Source organism: Sphingomonas turrisvirgatae (genome assembly GCF_001721295.1).
Lineage (GTDB): Bacteria > Pseudomonadota > Alphaproteobacteria > Sphingomonadales > Sphingomonadaceae > Sphingomonas > Sphingomonas turrisvirgatae.
In genome coordinates this window covers 1-14,620 of record NZ_MDDS01000025.1, presented here as the reverse complement: position 1 = coordinate 14,620, position 14,620 = coordinate 1, and the positions used below count along the sequence as shown (strand labels likewise).

The window sequence follows — 14,620 nt, the reverse complement described above, 5'->3', positions numbered from 1 at the left end:
CTACTTCACCAGATCCGGAATGCGTTCGAAGATGCCGGTTGTGAAATCGCCCAGCAGGCCCAGGATCATGCCGCCGAAGATGACGAGGCTGACGCCCACCACGATTAGCTTGGGAACGAACGACAGCGTTTGTTCCTGGATCGAGGTTGCGGCCTGGATCATGCCCAGGATCAGGCCTGAGAGCAGCGCGGGGATCAGGATCGGGGCCGAGGCGAGCGCGAGGATCCACAGCGCCTCACGCGCGACACCCATAAAATAATCGGCGTCCATCGCGCTAGCTCGCGAAGCTCGAGGCAAGGCTGCCCATCGTCAGCGCCCAGCCATCCACCAGCACGAACAGCAGCAGCTTGAACGGTAAGGCGATGATCGTCGGCGACATCATCATCATGCCAAGGCTCATCAGCACGGTCGCGACGATGAGATCGATGACGATGAATGGCAGGAAGATGAGGAAGCCGATCTGGAATGCCGTCTTGAGTTCGCTGGTGACAAAGGCCGGCAGCAGGATCGAGAAGGGCGTGTCGCCCGGGTTCGCGATCGGCGGCGCCTTCGCGATGTTGGCGAACATCGTGATGTCCTTGACCCGCGTCTGCTTGAGCATGAAGGCGTGGAGCGGCTTGCCGGCCTGCTCGATCATCTGCGTCGCGCCGATGCGCCCTTCGGCATAGGGCTTGATCGCAGTCGTGTTCATCTCGCTGATCGTCGGCGCCATGATGAAGAAGGAGAGGAACAGCGACAGGCCGACCAGCACCTGGTTCGGCGGGGTCTGTTGCAGGCCGAGCGCCTGGCGCAGCACCGAGAGCACGATGATGATCCGCGTGAAGCTGGTCATCATGAGGAGAATGCCCGGCAGGACCGAGAGCAGCCCCATGATGATGAGGACTTGCAGCGAGAGCGAGAGCGGCGCGTCACCGCCGCCCAGGTCGCCGAGCGCGCGGTCGACCGCATCGCCCATGCCCGGCGTCGCCGCCGGCGCCGGCGCGGCGATCGGTGCAGCCGGCGCGACACCCTGTGCGAACGCGGGCGCGACCAGAAACAGGGCAAGCGCAAGGGCGCCGAGCACCAGCGCGAAATGCTTTGCCCAGGCAATCATGCGTCGATCCGATCGATCAGCGCGACGCCGTTGCGGCTCACCGAGACCAGGATGCGCTTGCCCTCGACCTCAAGCACCGCGATGCGCGTGCCGGCCGAGACCATCATCGTCTCCCTGACCTTGAGCATGCGGTCGCCCTGATTGCCCGGCAGCCGCGCCTCGAGCTTGCGCCACAGGTACAGGCAGCCGATCAGCAGGCCGCAGACCAGCGGCAGCAGGACGACCAGCTTCAGGATATAGGACCACATCATCGATCTGGCTCAGCCGCGCTTTTCGGGCGCGACCAGTTCGGTCATGCGCACGCCGAACTTGTCGCCGACCGTGACGACTTCGCCGCGGCCGATCAGCGTGCCGTTGACGAACACGTCGAGCAGCTCGTCTGCGGCGCGGTCGAGTTCGATCACGCTCGATTCGCCGAGCGCGAGCAGTTCGCGCAGCGTCAGTGTGGTCGAGCCGATTTCGACGGTCAGCTTCACGTCCACGTCCTGAAGGAGGTGGAAGTTCGCGGCGACTGCCGCGTCGCCGGCAAAGCTGGCGCTCATGTCGTTCATCGTGCGTCCTCAAGCGAAATGGATTCGAAACGGGTCATCTTGATTGCGGCACGGCCATTGGCGGTGCCGACGGTGCCGAAGCCGATCTTCTGGCGGCCGACCATCACCGGTACGTCGGTGCCGAAGGTCAATGGAATGACGTCGCCGGGCCTCAGCGCCATCAGCGTCGAGGCGCGGACCAGCGGCTCGGCCAGCACGGAACGGACCGGCAGGCGCAACGCCATCGCGCTGCGGGTGAGGCCATTGCGCCATTCGGGTTCAGGCTCGGGATCGCCGCCGATCACCTTGGCAGTCAGGCTGGGCGTGTGCGGTTTGAGCGCCGCGACCGGATAGAGGATGTCGATCCAGTGGGGCTTGGCATCGCCCGACGCGACACCCAGCCGCGTGAACACCATCGCTTCGCCGGAATCGATCTCGGGAGGCGTGGACAAGGGCGCGACCGGCTCGACGCAAGTAAATTCAATGCGGGCGAGCATTTCCCACGCCGGATCGAGTTGCGCCGCAATCCCCGCGCCCAGCCGCATGAGCAGGGTTTCGGCCGAACCGGTCAGCTCGGCAGGCAGGGGATGCGATGCTTCGCCGTCGCCGCCGAAGAAGCGATCGAGCATCTCGAACACGAACTTGCCGTCGATGGCGATCAGCGCACGGCCGCGACCGGGGGCCATGGCGAGCTGAAGCCATGCGGTGAGGCCAGCTGGCCGTTCGCTCTTGTAGTCACCAAAGCGCTGCACGACGAGCGGCTCGGCCCAGCAGCGCACACCATCGCCGACATAGGGTTCGAACTGCGGCTTCAGTGCCTTTGCCAGCCGCGCGGTCAGATGCTGGAGCGCGTGCAGATCGCCGAACGGATTGATGTTCGCCGCTGCGCCGAGCGCCGGGGCATGTTCGGCACCGGCGCGCGCGCGTTCCCGCCGCTCTGCTGCGCCATTCGCCGTTTCTGAAGCCCCGTTAACCATGTCTCACTGAACAATGAAATTGGTAAAGTAAACGTTACTGACGCCTCCGAATCCTTCCTTTTGCTTAAGGACGCCGTTGATCGACGCGACGAGGCGCTTGCCCAGCTTTTCCTTGCCGGCGGCGGTGAACACCTCGTCCTCCGTCGTCTCGCCGAGCGTCAGCAGCACCTGGCTGCGAACCGCCATCTCGTGGGTTTTCAGATTTTCGATGATCGTGTTGTCATAGGGGGTCGAGATCGCGATGCCGACCTGGATGAAGTGCACGCTGTCGCGCAGGTTCGAGGTGAACTCCTTCTCCATCGTATAGTAGGTCGAGGCATATTTGTCGCCGCCGGCGCCGGTCGGCGGACGCGTGCCGCCGCCTCCACCCTCGCCGCCCTCGCCACTTGCGGACGCGCGCACTTGCTCGCTCTTGGGCACCAGACGGGGGCCGTTCGCCTCGGCAGCTTCGGCATGTCCGCCGCCCAGCAGGCCGGCGTTCGACGCGTACAAGCCGCCGCCCACCCCGCCGCCGATCAGGACCAACAGCCCCACGCCGATGAAAACCCACTTCTTCTTGCCGCCCTTCTTCTTCGGCGCGGCTTCTGCGGCTTCCTTGTCACTCATCGTTCAGTTCCTTCTCGATTTCAGGCGATTCGCTCATCCGAGCGCGGCTCGGCCGTCGCCGATGCCTGGCCGTTGTGGCTGGAGGTCTGTGCGGGTTGCTGGCGCTGCTGGGCATCGTGCTGCGACCCCTGTTGGCTGCCGCCATCGACCGTCGCCTGTCCCAGCTTGACGCCGCGCGCGTCGGCAAGTTCGGCGAGACGCGGTGCCGCTTCTGCGATCAGCTGTCGTGCGGCCGGGTTCTCGGCCGTGAAATGCACGTGGACACGATCCCCCTCACGCCGCAGCGAAATCTCGAGCGCTCCCATATTTTCGGGTGCGAGCTTGATCCGGGTGTCTGCCGCTTCGGCGGCATCGCGCAGTGCGGCGATGCGATCGATCATCTGTTCCGGCCAGTCGTGGCGAGTCAGATCAAGCGGCGCGTTCGTGCCAGGGGCCGGGATCGGCCGGGTCTCTAGTGCGATCGGGCCGCCGAACAGCGTGGCGGCATCGATGCGGGCATCGACCGGGCGGGCTTCGACTGGACCGGCGCCGCCCGCGGTCGACAGCGCGGCGGCAAAGACCTGTGCAGCCGCGCCGCTGGTCACGGCAGCAGGGACCGGCGATTGTGGTTGCAAGGCGACCCATAGGGTTGTGTCGGCCTTCGCCGCGGCGCCGCCGTGGGTCACGGTATGGAAGCGTCGAACCGGATCGGCTCCTGTCGCCGGATCGGCATGAAGCGGGGCGGTGATCGAGTTGGCCGGTTCAAGCTCGGACGGCGGCACGGCGTCGGTCCCAGCTGACGTTGCCGCGACCTCCATCGCGAGCCTTGGCATCGGTGAGGCGCCAGCGGCCGGCGCAACGACGGCCGGTGCGATGGCGGGGGGCAAAGCAGGCGTCCCAGGCCTGGGCGGGGGGGCGAGCCGTGGCGCACCAGGTGTAAGGACGGCCTGCGGTTGGGATGAGTGCCCTGCTTCCGGTCTCGCCAGGTCGAGCGGCTCGCGCGTGACCGACCTGTCGTTGGCGATCGGGTCGAGCTGAGCGTCGGCTTCCGAAGCTAGGGTTGCCGGATCGACCGCAGCAATCGGCGCGGGCGGGGCCTCTGGCGGTGTCAGCGGAGACGGCTCAGGTTGCATGCTCGCGATCTGGCTTGACCCCGGGGTGAACGGCGTGGGGGCGGCGTGAGATGCGGCGGGGCGGAGCGGCATTGCGGTTGAAGCGCTTTCCACGCCCAGCGGCGGCTGATCGGCGACTGGCGCACTTGCCGTCGATGCGGCCGGGATGAGCGGGGCGGGCGATGAACCCGCAACCGGTGCGCTCGAAGGCAAGGCATCGCCAGTCGGCTCCGCGTCAGGGGTGGGCGCGGGCGGCGGCGCGCCAAGCGGCTGCGGTGCCCAGGCGATCAGCGGATCCGAGTCGGCGACGTCCAGCTCCGGCAACGCCTTGCCGTCCGCGGCACCGGCTTGCCGGTCGTCCGATGGCTGAAGAGGCTTGGCCGGATCGAGCAGTCCGACCAGCGCCGCGCCGAAATCGATGCCGGGTGGTCCCACCATGGCGCTGCCCGGCAGCGCGACCGGTGCCGCGCGGAGCGGGACGATCGCGGCAAGCGCTGGCAGGCTGGGCGTGATCTGAATGCTGGCGAGCAGGTCGGGCACGTCGGCGGGTCTCCTTTGCCACTATGTTCAGCAAGGATCGTGCCGTTTTCAGTCGAAGCGCTTCTTGATCGTGGCCGGCATGTCTTCGAGCGCGCGCATTGCCTTGCGGGCAGCGTTGGTCTGCGCCCTGTCGATCAACTTCTCGATCGCGCTCTGGTCGCGCTTGGCCTCCTGAGTCGCGGCGCGGGCATGATCCAGGCCGCGCTGTGCCTCGGCTACACGGCGTTCGGCGGCGGCGGCCGATTGGTGCAGGCGCTCGCGGTAATGAGCGGCGGCGATCAGCGTGGTGGCGCTGCCCGGCGCGGGCGCCGGGGCCGGCGCGACGCCTTGCGCCAGCTGTGCAATGCGCGCGCGCAGGGCTTCCTCGTTCGACACCTTCTCACGCGCAGCGACCTCGCCTGCTCGCGTCATGTCGAGTTGGAGCGTGCGGACGCGCAGCAGGCGGCCGAGCTTCTTGGCATGCTTGTCGGCCATCAGGTCACGCGTCGCCGAATACGCCGACCAGTTCGGTCACCGCTTCTTCCAGGCTGACGGTCTCGTCATAGGCCTGACGGATGTAGTCGAGCACCGAATCATGGCAGGCAATGGCGGCATCGATCGCCGTATCGGCACCCGCGCGATAAGCGCCCATCAGCACCAGATCGCGATTCTCCTCATAGGTTGCTAGGTGCCGGCGCAGCACGCGTGCGGCGTTGACGTGCGGCTTGCCGGCTATGTCGGTCATCACGCGGCTGACGGATGGACCAAGATCGATTGCTGGATAGACGCCGCGTTCGGCAAGTGCGCGCGACAGGACGATATGGCCGTCGAGAATCGAGCGTGCCGAATCGACGACCGGATCGTTGCCATCGTCGCCGTCGGCGAGCACGGTGTAGATGCCGGTGATCGACCCGCCGGTATTGACGTCGGAGCCGGCGCGTTCGAGCAGGCTGGGCAGCATCGCGATCGCCGACGGCGGATAGCCGCGTGCCGAGGCCGGTTCACCCAGCGCAAGCCCGATCTCGCGGCCCGCATGCGCGACGCGGGTCAGCGAATCCATGATCAGCAGCACCTTCTTGCCTTCGTTACGAAAGGCTTCGGCGATGGCGGTGGCGCGCAGCGCGCCGCGGATGCGCAGCACGGGCGAATGGTTGGCGGGCACGGCGACGACGACCGAGCGCGCGCGCGCCTCGCCCGCGACCTTGGTCTCGAGGAAGTCGGACACTTCACGCGATCGTTCGCCGATCAGGCCGATGACGATGACATCGGCCCTGGCGGCACGCACCATCATGCCGAGCAGCACCGACTTGCCGACGCCGGATCCCGCCATGATGCCGACGCGCTGGCCCTGTCCGATGGTCAGCAGGCCGTTGATCGCGCGGACGCCGACATCGAGCGGCTGAAGCACGCGGCCGCGGTCGAGCGGCGACTGCATACGGCCGGCGAGCGGCCATTTGCCCGCGCCGCGAATGGGTCCGAGGCCATCGATCGGCTTGCCGGCGCCATCGACCACGCGGCCGAGCATGGCGGCGCCGACTTCCGCTTCGCCTGGCGGGCCGACGGGGCGCACCGGCGCGTTGGGCAGGAGCGCAGCGGGACCGCCGAGGTTCATCATCAGCGTCTTGCCGTTGCGAAAGCCGATCACTTCGGCGTCGACGCGGCTTTCGCCCGTTCCGATTGCGCAGACCGTACCGACCGGGAGCGACAGGCCGACCGCTTCCATGAGCAGGCCGTCATAGGAAGACAGCCGGCCCGAGACCATCGGCCGCGGGCTGAAGCCGCCACATGCCAGGCCGTCGAGATAATCGGAGGTGAAACTGTTGAGCATGAACGCTTTCAGACGATGGGCGGGATCGGCACGCGATCGATCGCGGCGGCAAGCTGTTCCAGCCACAGGTCGGGGCCGTCCTCGACGATCGTCGAGGCGCTTTCGATCAGGAAGCCGCCGCGCTGCACGGCGGGATCGGCGATGGGGAAGACCGTCTTGGGCAGCTTGCCCTCGACCAGCGCGACGTCGTCGGGGTGAAGCCGCAGGATCGCCGATTCGGCGCTGTCCGCCAGCATGTCGGTCGCCGCCTCGATCCGGCCGGCAAGCACGTCGGGCGCGACGCCGGCCTCACCGATCATGCGCGTGACGAGATGCAGGACGGTCTGGCGCAGATGCCCGGCCATGCGTTCGCGGTCGAAATGCGCGCCGCTTGCCAGCGCGTCGCTCACCTGCTGGAGCAGGGCGGCGTGCGCCTGTGCGGCGGTGTCCGCCTCGGCGCGGGCGGCGGCGAACCCTTCGGCATAGCCAGCTTCGTGCGCCGCAGCGACCGGATCGACGAACGGCTTGGCCGTCAGGTCCTGCGCTGCATCGAACGGGTCCCAGCCCTCGGTCGGCCGGTGGCCGGGTTCGGCCGGGCTGAAATGGCGCGGCTCGACAATCGGCGCGTCGTCGCGCAGGCCGACCGCACGGGCGGCAAAGGCGATCGGCGGCGCGAAGGCGCGCTGGAGCGCCTCGGCAATGCCGGCGGTGCCCTGCCGCGCCGAAAGGCCCGCGACGAACTCAGACATAATCGTCGTCTCCGCCGCCACCCGGCATGGTGATCGTGCCGTCCTTCACCAGCTGGCGCGCGATGGCGATCATCTGCTTTTGGGCATCGAGCACTTCGGCCATCTTCATCGGCCCGCGCGCTTCCATCTCGTCGCGGATCGTGTCGGCGGCGCGGCTGGACATGCAGGCGAGGAAGCGGTTGCGGCCATCCTCGTCCACGCCCTTGAGGCTGCGGACCAGCACGTCGCTTTCGATGTTGCGCAGCAGCGTGCCCATATTCTTGTCGTCGAGTTCGAGCAGGTTGTCGAAGACGAACATCGCCTCTTCGATCGCCCTGGCGACTTCGCGGTCGAGCTTGGCGAGTTTCGGCATCACCTTCTGCTCGGTCACCTTGCGCACCGAGGACATGATCTTCGCCGCCTCACGCGTGCCGCCCATCTGCAGCCCGGCCACGCGCCGCGGCTGCGCGGAATGGCGGTCGATCAGCGCGGTCAGCGTGGCGATGGCCTGAGGCGTCACCGGCCCGAGGCGAGCCACGCGGCGCAGCACCTGCGGCTGGATCGCTTCGGGCAGCATCTCGAGCACCTTGCCGGCGGTTTCCGGCTCGAGATGCGCGAGCAGCACGGCGGCGATCTGAGGATGTTCGTCCTCGAGCATCGACGCAATCTCGTCGGCGTCCATCCAGGCCAGCTGGGCGATCGATTCATCGGGCTCGGGCGGCAGAATGCGCGCGAGCACCGTGCTCGCACGTTCCGGGCCCAGCGCCTTGGTCACCACCGTTTCGACCTTGGGCCGCGGATCGAACTGGATCGCGCTGCGCTCCTGCGCGCGGCCGGTGAAATCGTCGAGGACCTGGGCCATTTCCCATTCGCTGACATCGGCGACGTTCATCATCGCGGTGCCGAGTTCGCGCACCTCGTCGGGATCCAGCTTTTGCAGGATGGCGGCGGCTTCCTCGTCGCCGACGATCATCATCAGCACGGCGGCGCGTTCGACGCCGGTGAAATTGCGGGCGGGAAGGCTGGCTGGCGCGTTCATCTCAATTGCCCGTCTTGATCATGTCGCGCACGGCCAGCGCGGCGCGAGCGGGATTGTCGCGGGTGAAGTCACGCACCAGGCCGACGCGATCGCCGAGCGAAACGCCCGCCGCGCCGAGCATTTCCGGGCTGACCTGCGTGGGCAGGGCAACACCATCGGCGCCGCCCATCGGCAGCGCTGCGCCGCGCCCGGCATCGTCGCGCTTCCTGAGCAGCGCCTTGGCGAGCGGGCGGACCCCCATGAAGAGGACGAGCAGCGCGATGACGAGCGCGGTGACGTTGCGCAGCACCATCGCGAACCAGCTGGTTTCGTAGAAGGGCAGCCCGTTCGCCGGCGCATCGGTCGCGGCGCTGAACTTGCGGCTGACGACGGTCACCTGATCCTGGCGGGCGGCGTTGAAGCCCACCGCGGCCTTGACCAGTTCGTCGATCTGCCTGATTTCGACCTGCCCGCGCGGCTTGCCCGGCTCTTCCTTCATCAGCACCGCGACCGACAGGCGCTTGATGCTGCCCGGAGCGGCGCGGGTGACCGAGACTTCCTTGGCATTGTCGTAGCTGCGCGCGTAGCTGTCGGTCTGCTTGACCCCGGCTGCCGTCGTCGCGGCGGGCGTGGCCGGATCGCCGGGCGCCGGCGCCGTGCCGGGCGTGGGCGCAGCGACGGTGGCGTCGGCCGGCGGCTGGTTCGACAGCGCGCCGGGGATGCCGCCGGGCGCGCCCGCGACGTCGCGCGGTGCGCCGGTCCAGCTGCCCTGTTCGGCGCGCATGACCGTGTTCGCCTTGTCGAAGCTTTCGCGCGTCGCCTGGCTTTCGTCGAGATCGACTTCGGCCTGCACTTCGGTGGTGAAGTTGCCGGCACCGAGCAGCGGGGTGAGCAGCTGCACGAGTTGCTGGCGGTATTTGTCCTCGACGCGGCGCTGGAAGTCGATGCGCGCGTCGCCGGCGCTGTCGCTGCCCGTCTTGCTGAGCAGTTCGCCGGCCTGATCGACGATCGTGACCGCATCCGGCTTCATGCCGGGGACGGAGGAGGCGACGAGGTTGACGATCGAGCGGACCTGCGCGTCCGACAGGCTGCGGCCCGGCTGGAGCGTGACGATGACCGAGGCCGAGGGTTCGGCCTTGTCGCGCACGAACACGGTGGCTTCGGGCGTCGCCAGATGCACGCGGGCGACCGCGACGGTGTCGATTTCGCTGATCGAGCGGGCGAGTTCGGTTTCGCGCGCCTGGCGCAGGCGTTCGCCCTCGATCGCGCGGCTGGCGCCCATCGGCAGGTTGTCGAGCAGGGCGTAGCCGCCCGGCGCGGCCTTTGGCAGGTCCTGTCCGGCGAGCAGCATGCGCGCCTTGTGGAAATCGTCCTCGTTGACGGTGATCGAGCCGGAATTGTCCATCGCGTTGGGGATGTTCGCGGCGTCGAGCGCCTGCGATACCGCGGCCTTGTCGCTTTCGGGCAGATTGGCGAACAGCACGCGTTGCGGCGGCGTCGACAGCATCGCCCAGGCAAGCGCCGCGGCGCCGATCAGGCCGAGCATGAAGATGAGTGGCAGGCTGCGCTTGACCGCCGGCTGGGCCAGCAGCGAGCGGACCTGAGCCAGCGGATTGGCGGCACCCGCAAGCGCCGGGACGGCGGGGGTTTCGGTGGTGGCGATGGCGTTGCTCATGGATTACACCGGCATGCTCATGATGTCACGATAGGCGGTCAGCAGCTTGTTGCGGACCTGCAGCGTCGCTTCGAACCCGACCGAGGCTTCCTGGCGGGCGAGCATCACCTTGGCGATGTCGACCGTCTCGCCGCGCTCATAGGCGTCGGACAGTTCGCTGGCGCGGCTCTGCGCGCCGTTGACCTGCTTCAGGGCGGTTTCCAGCGTATCGGCGAAGCTGACCGGCCCGGCCGGCTGCTGTGCCTGGACCGGCGCGGCGGTCGCGCTGGTCGCGTTCTTGAGCGCGGCATTGCGCTCGAGGATCTGGGCGCGAAGCTGCATCACGCGGTCGATGCCGCCGGCGCCTCCTACGGCTCCGATGCTCATGCGCTAATCCTCCGGGTCGCGATATCCTCACCCTGTTCGCGCGCCTTGGCGAGGCGGTAGCGCAGCGTGCGTTCGGAGATGCCGAGCCGCCTGGCGGTCTCGATCCGGCTGCCGCCGCATTGCGCCAGCGTTTCGCGGATCGCGGCGAATTCACTGAGCTGGACGATGTTGCTGAGCGTGCCTTCGGCCTGTTGCACCGGCGCGACCGGCGCGCGATCGAAGATCAGGTGGTCGGCCGTGATCGCATCGCCCGGGCACAGCAGCAGTGCGCGCTGGATGACATTTTCGAGCTCGCGGACATTGCCGGGCCAGCTGTGCGACTGAAGCACCGCCAGCGCGTGTTGCGTCACCCACGGCAGACGCGGGCGATTGCCGGCATGGCGCAGCACCATGGCGGACGCGAGCGCGGCAATGTCGCCCGGACGTTCGCAGAGCGACTTGGTCGAGAGCGGGAAGACCGAGAGCCGGTAGTACAAGTCGGCGCGGAAGCGGCCTTCGGCGACTTCGGCCTGAAGGTCGCGGTTGGCGCAGGCGATGACCCGCACGTCGATCTTTTCCGGCGTGGTCGCGCCGATCGGCACCACTTCGCGCTCCTGAAGCGCGCGCAGCAGCTTGGCCTGGAGTGCGAGCGGCATCTCGGCGACTTCGTCGAGCAGCAGGGTGCCGCCGTTCGCCGCGCGGAAGAAGCCCTCGCCGCCCGAGCTGGCGCCGGTGAACGCGCCCTTCTGGTGACCGAACAGCAGCGCTTCGAGCATGGTTTCGGGCAGCGCGGCGCAATTGACCGCGATGAACGGGCCGCCGGCGCGGGTCGAGCCCATGTGGATCGCCTTGGCCAGCACTTCCTTACCGGTGCCGGTCGGGCCGTTGATGAGCACCGTGATGTCGGCGGCGGCGACCCGCTCGGCCAGGGCATACAGCGCGAGGCTTTCGGGATCGGCGGCGACGGGGGCGTGGGCGCCGCGCAGCATCGCGCTGGCGAAACCGGCGGCGACCGCGGCGTCGTCCTGCCCGTAGGACAGGCGGGCGGGGTTGCCGTCATGGAACGGGGTGGCGGCGACGGGGCCGTCGGCCAGCACCAGCGTGCGCGACGAGACCGGCGGGGCTTCGCCCTCCACGATCATGAACAGGTCGCCGGGCATCGGCTTTACCTTGTCGGCCGCGCCGATCGTGAAGCCCTGCGCACGCAGCGCCGACACCAGCGCGTAGTTCTGGCGCAGCACCGCCGCCGAAGGAAAGATCGTCTGCATTCGAAACCCCCCAAGGAGGTTTCCCTCCGTCAGGCGTCCCAAATGCCGCATTGATGGTAAACGACTGGTAAACCATCCGGCAAAATCGTGCCTTGCCGGCTCCAGATTGCCGCGCGCGCCCTTACGCATGTGCGCGAGGGCACGAAACTTTTTTGCTTAATGCAGCCCGCACCCTGCCGTTTGACCCCATTGGCGGCTCGAAGCTCCTTCGCATTCAGGGGGGGGTAGCAAGGACGCCGAGACTGAACGGAGAACCACCATGACTGTTATCGGAACGAACATCGCGAGCCTCCGCGCCGCGAACGCGTCCAAGATGGCATCGTCGAGCCTGCAGACGTCGATGGAGCGCCTGTCGACCGGCAAGCGCATCAACAGCGCCAAGGACGACGCGGCCGGCCTCGCCATTGCGAGCCGCATGACCAGCCAGATCAAGTCGATGAGCGTCGCGATCCGCAACGCCAATGACGGCATCAGCCTGGCGCAGACCGCCGAAGGCGCGCTGGGCGAAGTCACCAACATGCTGCAGCGCATGAAGGAACTGGCGACCCAGTCGGCCAACGGCACGCTCGGCACGTCGGAGCGCGGCGCGCTTCAGGCCGAAGTCTCGCAGCTGATCTCGCAGATCGACGACATCGCCAAGACGACCAACTTCAACGGCATCAACCTGCTCGACGGGTCGCACAAGGAAGTGAAGCTGCAGACCGGCACCAATGCCGGCCAGACGATCACGATGGCAATGGTCGCGACCAGCGCCAGCGATCTCGGCCTCACCGGCACGGGCGCGGCGGGTCAGGTGACCACGGGCCGCTATACCAACGCGGCGAACCTGGCGGTCGACGATCTGACCTTCAACGGCGTCAACGCATTCAGCGGCGGGCTTACCGGGTCGAACATCGACGACGCGACGAAGTTCGCGGCCGCCATCAACGCCAATTCGGCGGCGACGGGCGTCACGGCCAAGGCGTATAACGAGCTCAAGGGCACTGCCCCAACGGGCACGAGCTGGGCTGCCGGCGACCTCGTCATCAACAATGACTCGGTTGGTGCTGCCAACAGCGTCGAGGAACTGGTCAGCAACATCAATCGCGATGTGGCTGGGGTGACCGCGTCGCTGGTCGACGGCAAGGTCGTTCTGACCAACGACACGGGCGCCGACATCATCGTGGCGACCGCCAACAGCAGCTCGGGCGCGACCAAGGCGGGCCTGACCGATGGTACCTACGCCGGCTATGTGGCGCTGAATACCAAGGATGGCGGCGCGCTGGCGATCGGCGGCAAGGCGAGTTCGACGGAGTTGCAGGCAATCGGCCTCAACCTGAGCTCGGGTGACGGGGTCAAGGGCACGGTCGTGACGAGCGCGGCGTTTGCCGCCACGGACAAGGTGAAGATCAACGGCGTGTCGATCGGCGCGTCGTCGGATGGCAGCGCCGCCGCGAAGGCCGCGGCGATCAACGCCAAGTCGGCGGAAACCGGCGTCACCGCGACCGCGGAGACCAAGGTCACCGTGGCGCTCGCGCCGGCGAACTTCAGCGGCACTGCGACGATGACCGTCAACGGCAAGGTCATCAACCTGACCACCAACAAGACGCTCGACACGATCATCAATGACATCAACACCGGCACCAGCGCGGGTGTGACGGCGTCGGCGAGCGAAGACGGCAAGCTGGTGATCACGTCGACCTCGGGCTCCAACGTCACCATCGCCAACGGGGTAGGCACCGGCGTCGCCAGCCTGGCCGACGCAGACGGCGGAGCGGTGACGGTCGGACAGCCCGCATTCGGCTCGCTGAAGCTGACGTCGAAGGATGGCAGCCCGATCGAGATCACCGGCGACAACACTTCGGTGCTCGGCCTGGCGACCCAGGGCGGCACGGCCGGTGCCGGCAGCGCGTCCAAGACGCTGTCGATCGCCACGGTCGAGGAAGCGAACGCGGCGATGGCCAAGATCGACGCGGCGCTGGACCAGATCTCGACCAGCCGCGGCAATCTGGGCGCGGTGCAGAACCGCCTGGAAGTGACGGTCAACAACCTGACCACCACGACCAGCAACCTGTCCGAAGCGCGCAGCCGCATCGAGGACGCCGACTTCTCGGCCGAAACGACGGCGCTCGCCAAGGCGCAGATCCTGAGCCAGGCATCGACCGCGATGCTGGCGCAGGCCAACCAGTCGCAGCAGAACGTCATGTCGCTGCTTCGCTAAGCGTGTGCCGGTCGGGGTGTCACCCCCCTGACAGGGCATCACGGCCGGTCACTCTTTCCTTTGGGAAGGGACGCGAGGAAGCCCCGGTGGTCGCAAGACCGCCGGGGTTTTTCGCGTGCGGCGGGTGCGTTCGGATCAGCGACGCAGGTCGCGGCCAGACATGGGGACGTCGCGCTATGCCTCTGGTCGAGTCCAGATCCATGTGCCGACGATCCCCGCGGCGGCCAGCGTGACCAGCGGCCATGGCATGGGGGTGAAGGCGAGGGTGATGGCGATGCTGAGCGCGAAGGCGATCGTCGCCGCCTTTTTGCCGGTGCGGCTGATCGCGCCGCGTTCGCGCCAGCGGAGGATGTGCGGACCGAATCTGGGGTGTTCGAGCAGGCGGCGCTCCATCGGGGGCGAACTGCGCGTGAAGCAATAGGCGGCCAGGATCACGAACACCGTGGTCGGCATGACCGGCAGGAGCGCGCCGATCACCGCCAGTGCGAGGCAGAGGAAGCCGGCGGCGAGATAGAGGATGCGGGGCACGGTGCGTGCGTAGCATGGCGGCGCGGCTGTCGCGCGCGAAAGCTTGGCGGTTTGCGGCGGAAGCGGTGCGGGGGATGGATCCGCCTGAGATCCCGGCTTTCGCCGGGATGACGGTTGTGGGGGGGGGGGCGGCTCTTATACACATCTGAGGCTGCCGGCGAACTGGGAGGTGGGGCCTCTGGCGGGCTGCGGCGTCGTTATTCAAAGGTATGCTGGCTCACAAGGGCCCTGGACG

Annotated in this window: 15 protein-coding genes and 2 pseudogenes; 2 read left to right on the top strand and 15 right to left on the bottom strand. The window is 67.7% G+C overall.

The features are described from left to right. The 14 genes from fliQ to BFL28_RS10920 are packed head-to-tail and all read right to left on the bottom strand — an operon-like array spanning nucleotide 1 to nucleotide 11,657. The gene (fliQ, locus tag BFL28_RS10985) at nucleotides 1-270 is read right to left on the bottom strand and encodes a flagellar biosynthesis protein FliQ (RefSeq protein ID WP_069320617.1); all 270 of its coding nucleotides are present in this window, start codon (nucleotides 268-270) and stop codon (nucleotides 1-3) included. 4 nt (nucleotides 271-274) lie between these two features. Further along, entirely contained in the window at nucleotides 275-1,093 is an 819-nt protein-coding gene (gene fliP, locus BFL28_RS10980; protein WP_069320616.1) for a flagellar type III secretion system pore protein FliP, read from the bottom strand. Next, nucleotides 1,090-1,341: a flagellar biosynthetic protein FliO gene (locus tag BFL28_RS10975; RefSeq protein WP_420911761.1), complete on the bottom strand. Its 252-nt coding sequence runs from the start codon at nucleotides 1,339-1,341 to the stop codon at nucleotides 1,090-1,092. The genes fliP and BFL28_RS10975 overlap by 4 nt, the downstream gene beginning before the upstream one ends. A 12-nt stretch (nucleotides 1,342-1,353) precedes the next feature. Next, nucleotides 1,354-1,644 carry a flagellar motor switch protein FliN gene (fliN, locus tag BFL28_RS10970; RefSeq protein ID WP_069320614.1) on the bottom strand — a complete coding sequence of 97 codons (291 nt, stop codon included), beginning with the start codon at nucleotides 1,642-1,644 and terminating at the stop codon, nucleotides 1,354-1,356. Further along, entirely contained in the window at nucleotides 1,641-2,600 is a 960-nt protein-coding gene (locus tag BFL28_RS10965; RefSeq protein ID WP_069320613.1) for a FliM/FliN family flagellar motor switch protein, read from the bottom strand. The genes fliN and BFL28_RS10965 overlap by 4 nt, the downstream gene beginning before the upstream one ends. 3 nt (nucleotides 2,601-2,603) lie before the next feature. Then, nucleotides 2,604-3,206 (bottom strand): flagellar basal body-associated FliL family protein, encoded by a 603-nt coding sequence (locus BFL28_RS10960; RefSeq protein WP_069320612.1) that lies wholly within the window; start codon nucleotides 3,204-3,206, stop codon nucleotides 2,604-2,606. 20 nt (nucleotides 3,207-3,226) lie between these two features. After that, nucleotides 3,227-4,837: a flagellar hook-length control protein FliK gene (locus BFL28_RS10955; RefSeq protein ID WP_069320611.1), complete on the bottom strand. Its 1,611-nt coding sequence runs from the start codon at nucleotides 4,835-4,837 to the stop codon at nucleotides 3,227-3,229. 48 nt (nucleotides 4,838-4,885) lie between these two features. Further along, the gene (locus BFL28_RS10950; protein ID WP_069320610.1) at nucleotides 4,886-5,311 is read right to left on the bottom strand and encodes a hypothetical protein; all 426 of its coding nucleotides are present in this window, start codon (nucleotides 5,309-5,311) and stop codon (nucleotides 4,886-4,888) included. Nucleotides 5,312-5,315: 4 nt separating this feature from the next. Beyond that, nucleotides 5,316-6,644: a FliI/YscN family ATPase gene (locus BFL28_RS10945; RefSeq protein ID WP_069320609.1), complete on the bottom strand. Its 1,329-nt coding sequence runs from the start codon at nucleotides 6,642-6,644 to the stop codon at nucleotides 5,316-5,318. A gap of 8 nt (nucleotides 6,645-6,652) precedes the next feature. After that, complete coding sequence (locus tag BFL28_RS10940; RefSeq protein ID WP_069320608.1) at nucleotides 6,653-7,372, bottom strand: FliH/SctL family protein; 720 nt, start codon at nucleotides 7,370-7,372, stop codon at nucleotides 6,653-6,655. After that, nucleotides 7,365-8,390, bottom strand: a complete 1,026-nt coding sequence (fliG, locus tag BFL28_RS10935) for a flagellar motor switch protein FliG (protein ID WP_069320607.1) — start codon at nucleotides 8,388-8,390, stop codon at nucleotides 7,365-7,367. The genes BFL28_RS10940 and fliG overlap by 8 nt, the downstream gene beginning before the upstream one ends. 1 nt (nucleotide 8,391) lies before the next feature. Continuing rightward, nucleotides 8,392-10,044, bottom strand: coding sequence for a flagellar basal-body MS-ring/collar protein FliF (fliF, locus tag BFL28_RS10930; protein ID WP_069320606.1), 1,653 nt, complete (start codon nucleotides 10,042-10,044; stop codon nucleotides 8,392-8,394). A gap of 3 nt (nucleotides 10,045-10,047) precedes the next feature. Next, entirely contained in the window at nucleotides 10,048-10,410 is a 363-nt protein-coding gene (gene fliE, locus BFL28_RS10925) for a flagellar hook-basal body complex protein FliE (protein WP_069320605.1), read from the bottom strand. After that, nucleotides 10,407-11,657 (bottom strand): sigma-54 interaction domain-containing protein, encoded by a 1,251-nt coding sequence (locus BFL28_RS10920; RefSeq protein ID WP_069320604.1) that lies wholly within the window; start codon nucleotides 11,655-11,657, stop codon nucleotides 10,407-10,409. Before BFL28_RS10920 ends, fliE begins: the two co-directional genes overlap by 4 nt. 259 nt (nucleotides 11,658-11,916) lie before the next feature. Here BFL28_RS10920 and BFL28_RS21785 point away from each other — a divergent pair. Both BFL28_RS21785 and BFL28_RS21450 read left to right on the top strand, forming a co-directional pair. After that, nucleotides 11,917-13,329: pseudogene (locus BFL28_RS21785) on the top strand (flagellin N-terminal helical domain-containing protein); the annotation flags it as partial. A 273-nt stretch (nucleotides 13,330-13,602) separates the two neighbouring features. Next, nucleotides 13,603-13,857: pseudogene (locus tag BFL28_RS21450) on the top strand (flagellin); the annotation flags it as partial. A gap of 174 nt (nucleotides 13,858-14,031) precedes the next feature. On the opposite strand, the gene BFL28_RS10910 reads toward BFL28_RS21450, so the two are convergent. Next, the gene (locus BFL28_RS10910; RefSeq protein ID WP_069320602.1) at nucleotides 14,032-14,385 is read right to left on the bottom strand and encodes a YbaN family protein; all 354 of its coding nucleotides are present in this window, start codon (nucleotides 14,383-14,385) and stop codon (nucleotides 14,032-14,034) included. Nucleotides 14,386-14,620: the final 235 nt, after the last annotated feature.

Coding starts and splice junctions, on each gene's coding strand:
- BFL28_RS10940 (WP_069320608.1), bottom strand. CDS start 7,372: ATGTCTGAGTTCGTCGCGGGCCTTTCGGCGCGGCAGGGCACCGCCGGC.
- fliE (WP_069320605.1), bottom strand. CDS start 10,410: ATGAGCATCGGAGCCGTAGGAGGCGCCGGCGGCATCGACCGCGTGATG.
- fliN (WP_069320614.1), bottom strand. CDS start 1,644: ATGAACGACATGAGCGCCAGCTTTGCCGGCGACGCGGCAGTCGCCGCG.
- fliQ (WP_069320617.1), bottom strand. CDS start 270: ATGGACGCCGATTATTTTATGGGTGTCGCGCGTGAGGCGCTGTGGATC.
- BFL28_RS10965 (WP_069320613.1), bottom strand. CDS start 2,600: ATGGTTAACGGGGCTTCAGAAACGGCGAATGGCGCAGCAGAGCGGCGG.
- BFL28_RS10920 (WP_069320604.1), bottom strand. CDS start 11,657: ATGCAGACGATCTTTCCTTCGGCGGCGGTGCTGCGCCAGAACTACGCG.
- fliP (WP_069320616.1), bottom strand. CDS start 1,093: ATGATTGCCTGGGCAAAGCATTTCGCGCTGGTGCTCGGCGCCCTTGCG.
- fliF (WP_069320606.1), bottom strand. CDS start 10,044: ATGAGCAACGCCATCGCCACCACCGAAACCCCCGCCGTCCCGGCGCTT.
- BFL28_RS10950 (WP_069320610.1), bottom strand. CDS start 5,311: ATGGCCGACAAGCATGCCAAGAAGCTCGGCCGCCTGCTGCGCGTCCGC.
- BFL28_RS10945 (WP_069320609.1), bottom strand. CDS start 6,644: ATGCTCAACAGTTTCACCTCCGATTATCTCGACGGCCTGGCATGTGGC.
- fliG (WP_069320607.1), bottom strand. CDS start 8,390: ATGAACGCGCCAGCCAGCCTTCCCGCCCGCAATTTCACCGGCGTCGAA.
- BFL28_RS10975 (WP_420911761.1), bottom strand. CDS start 1,341: ATGTGGTCCTATATCCTGAAGCTGGTCGTCCTGCTGCCGCTGGTCTGC.
- BFL28_RS10960 (WP_069320612.1), bottom strand. CDS start 3,206: ATGAGTGACAAGGAAGCCGCAGAAGCCGCGCCGAAGAAGAAGGGCGGC.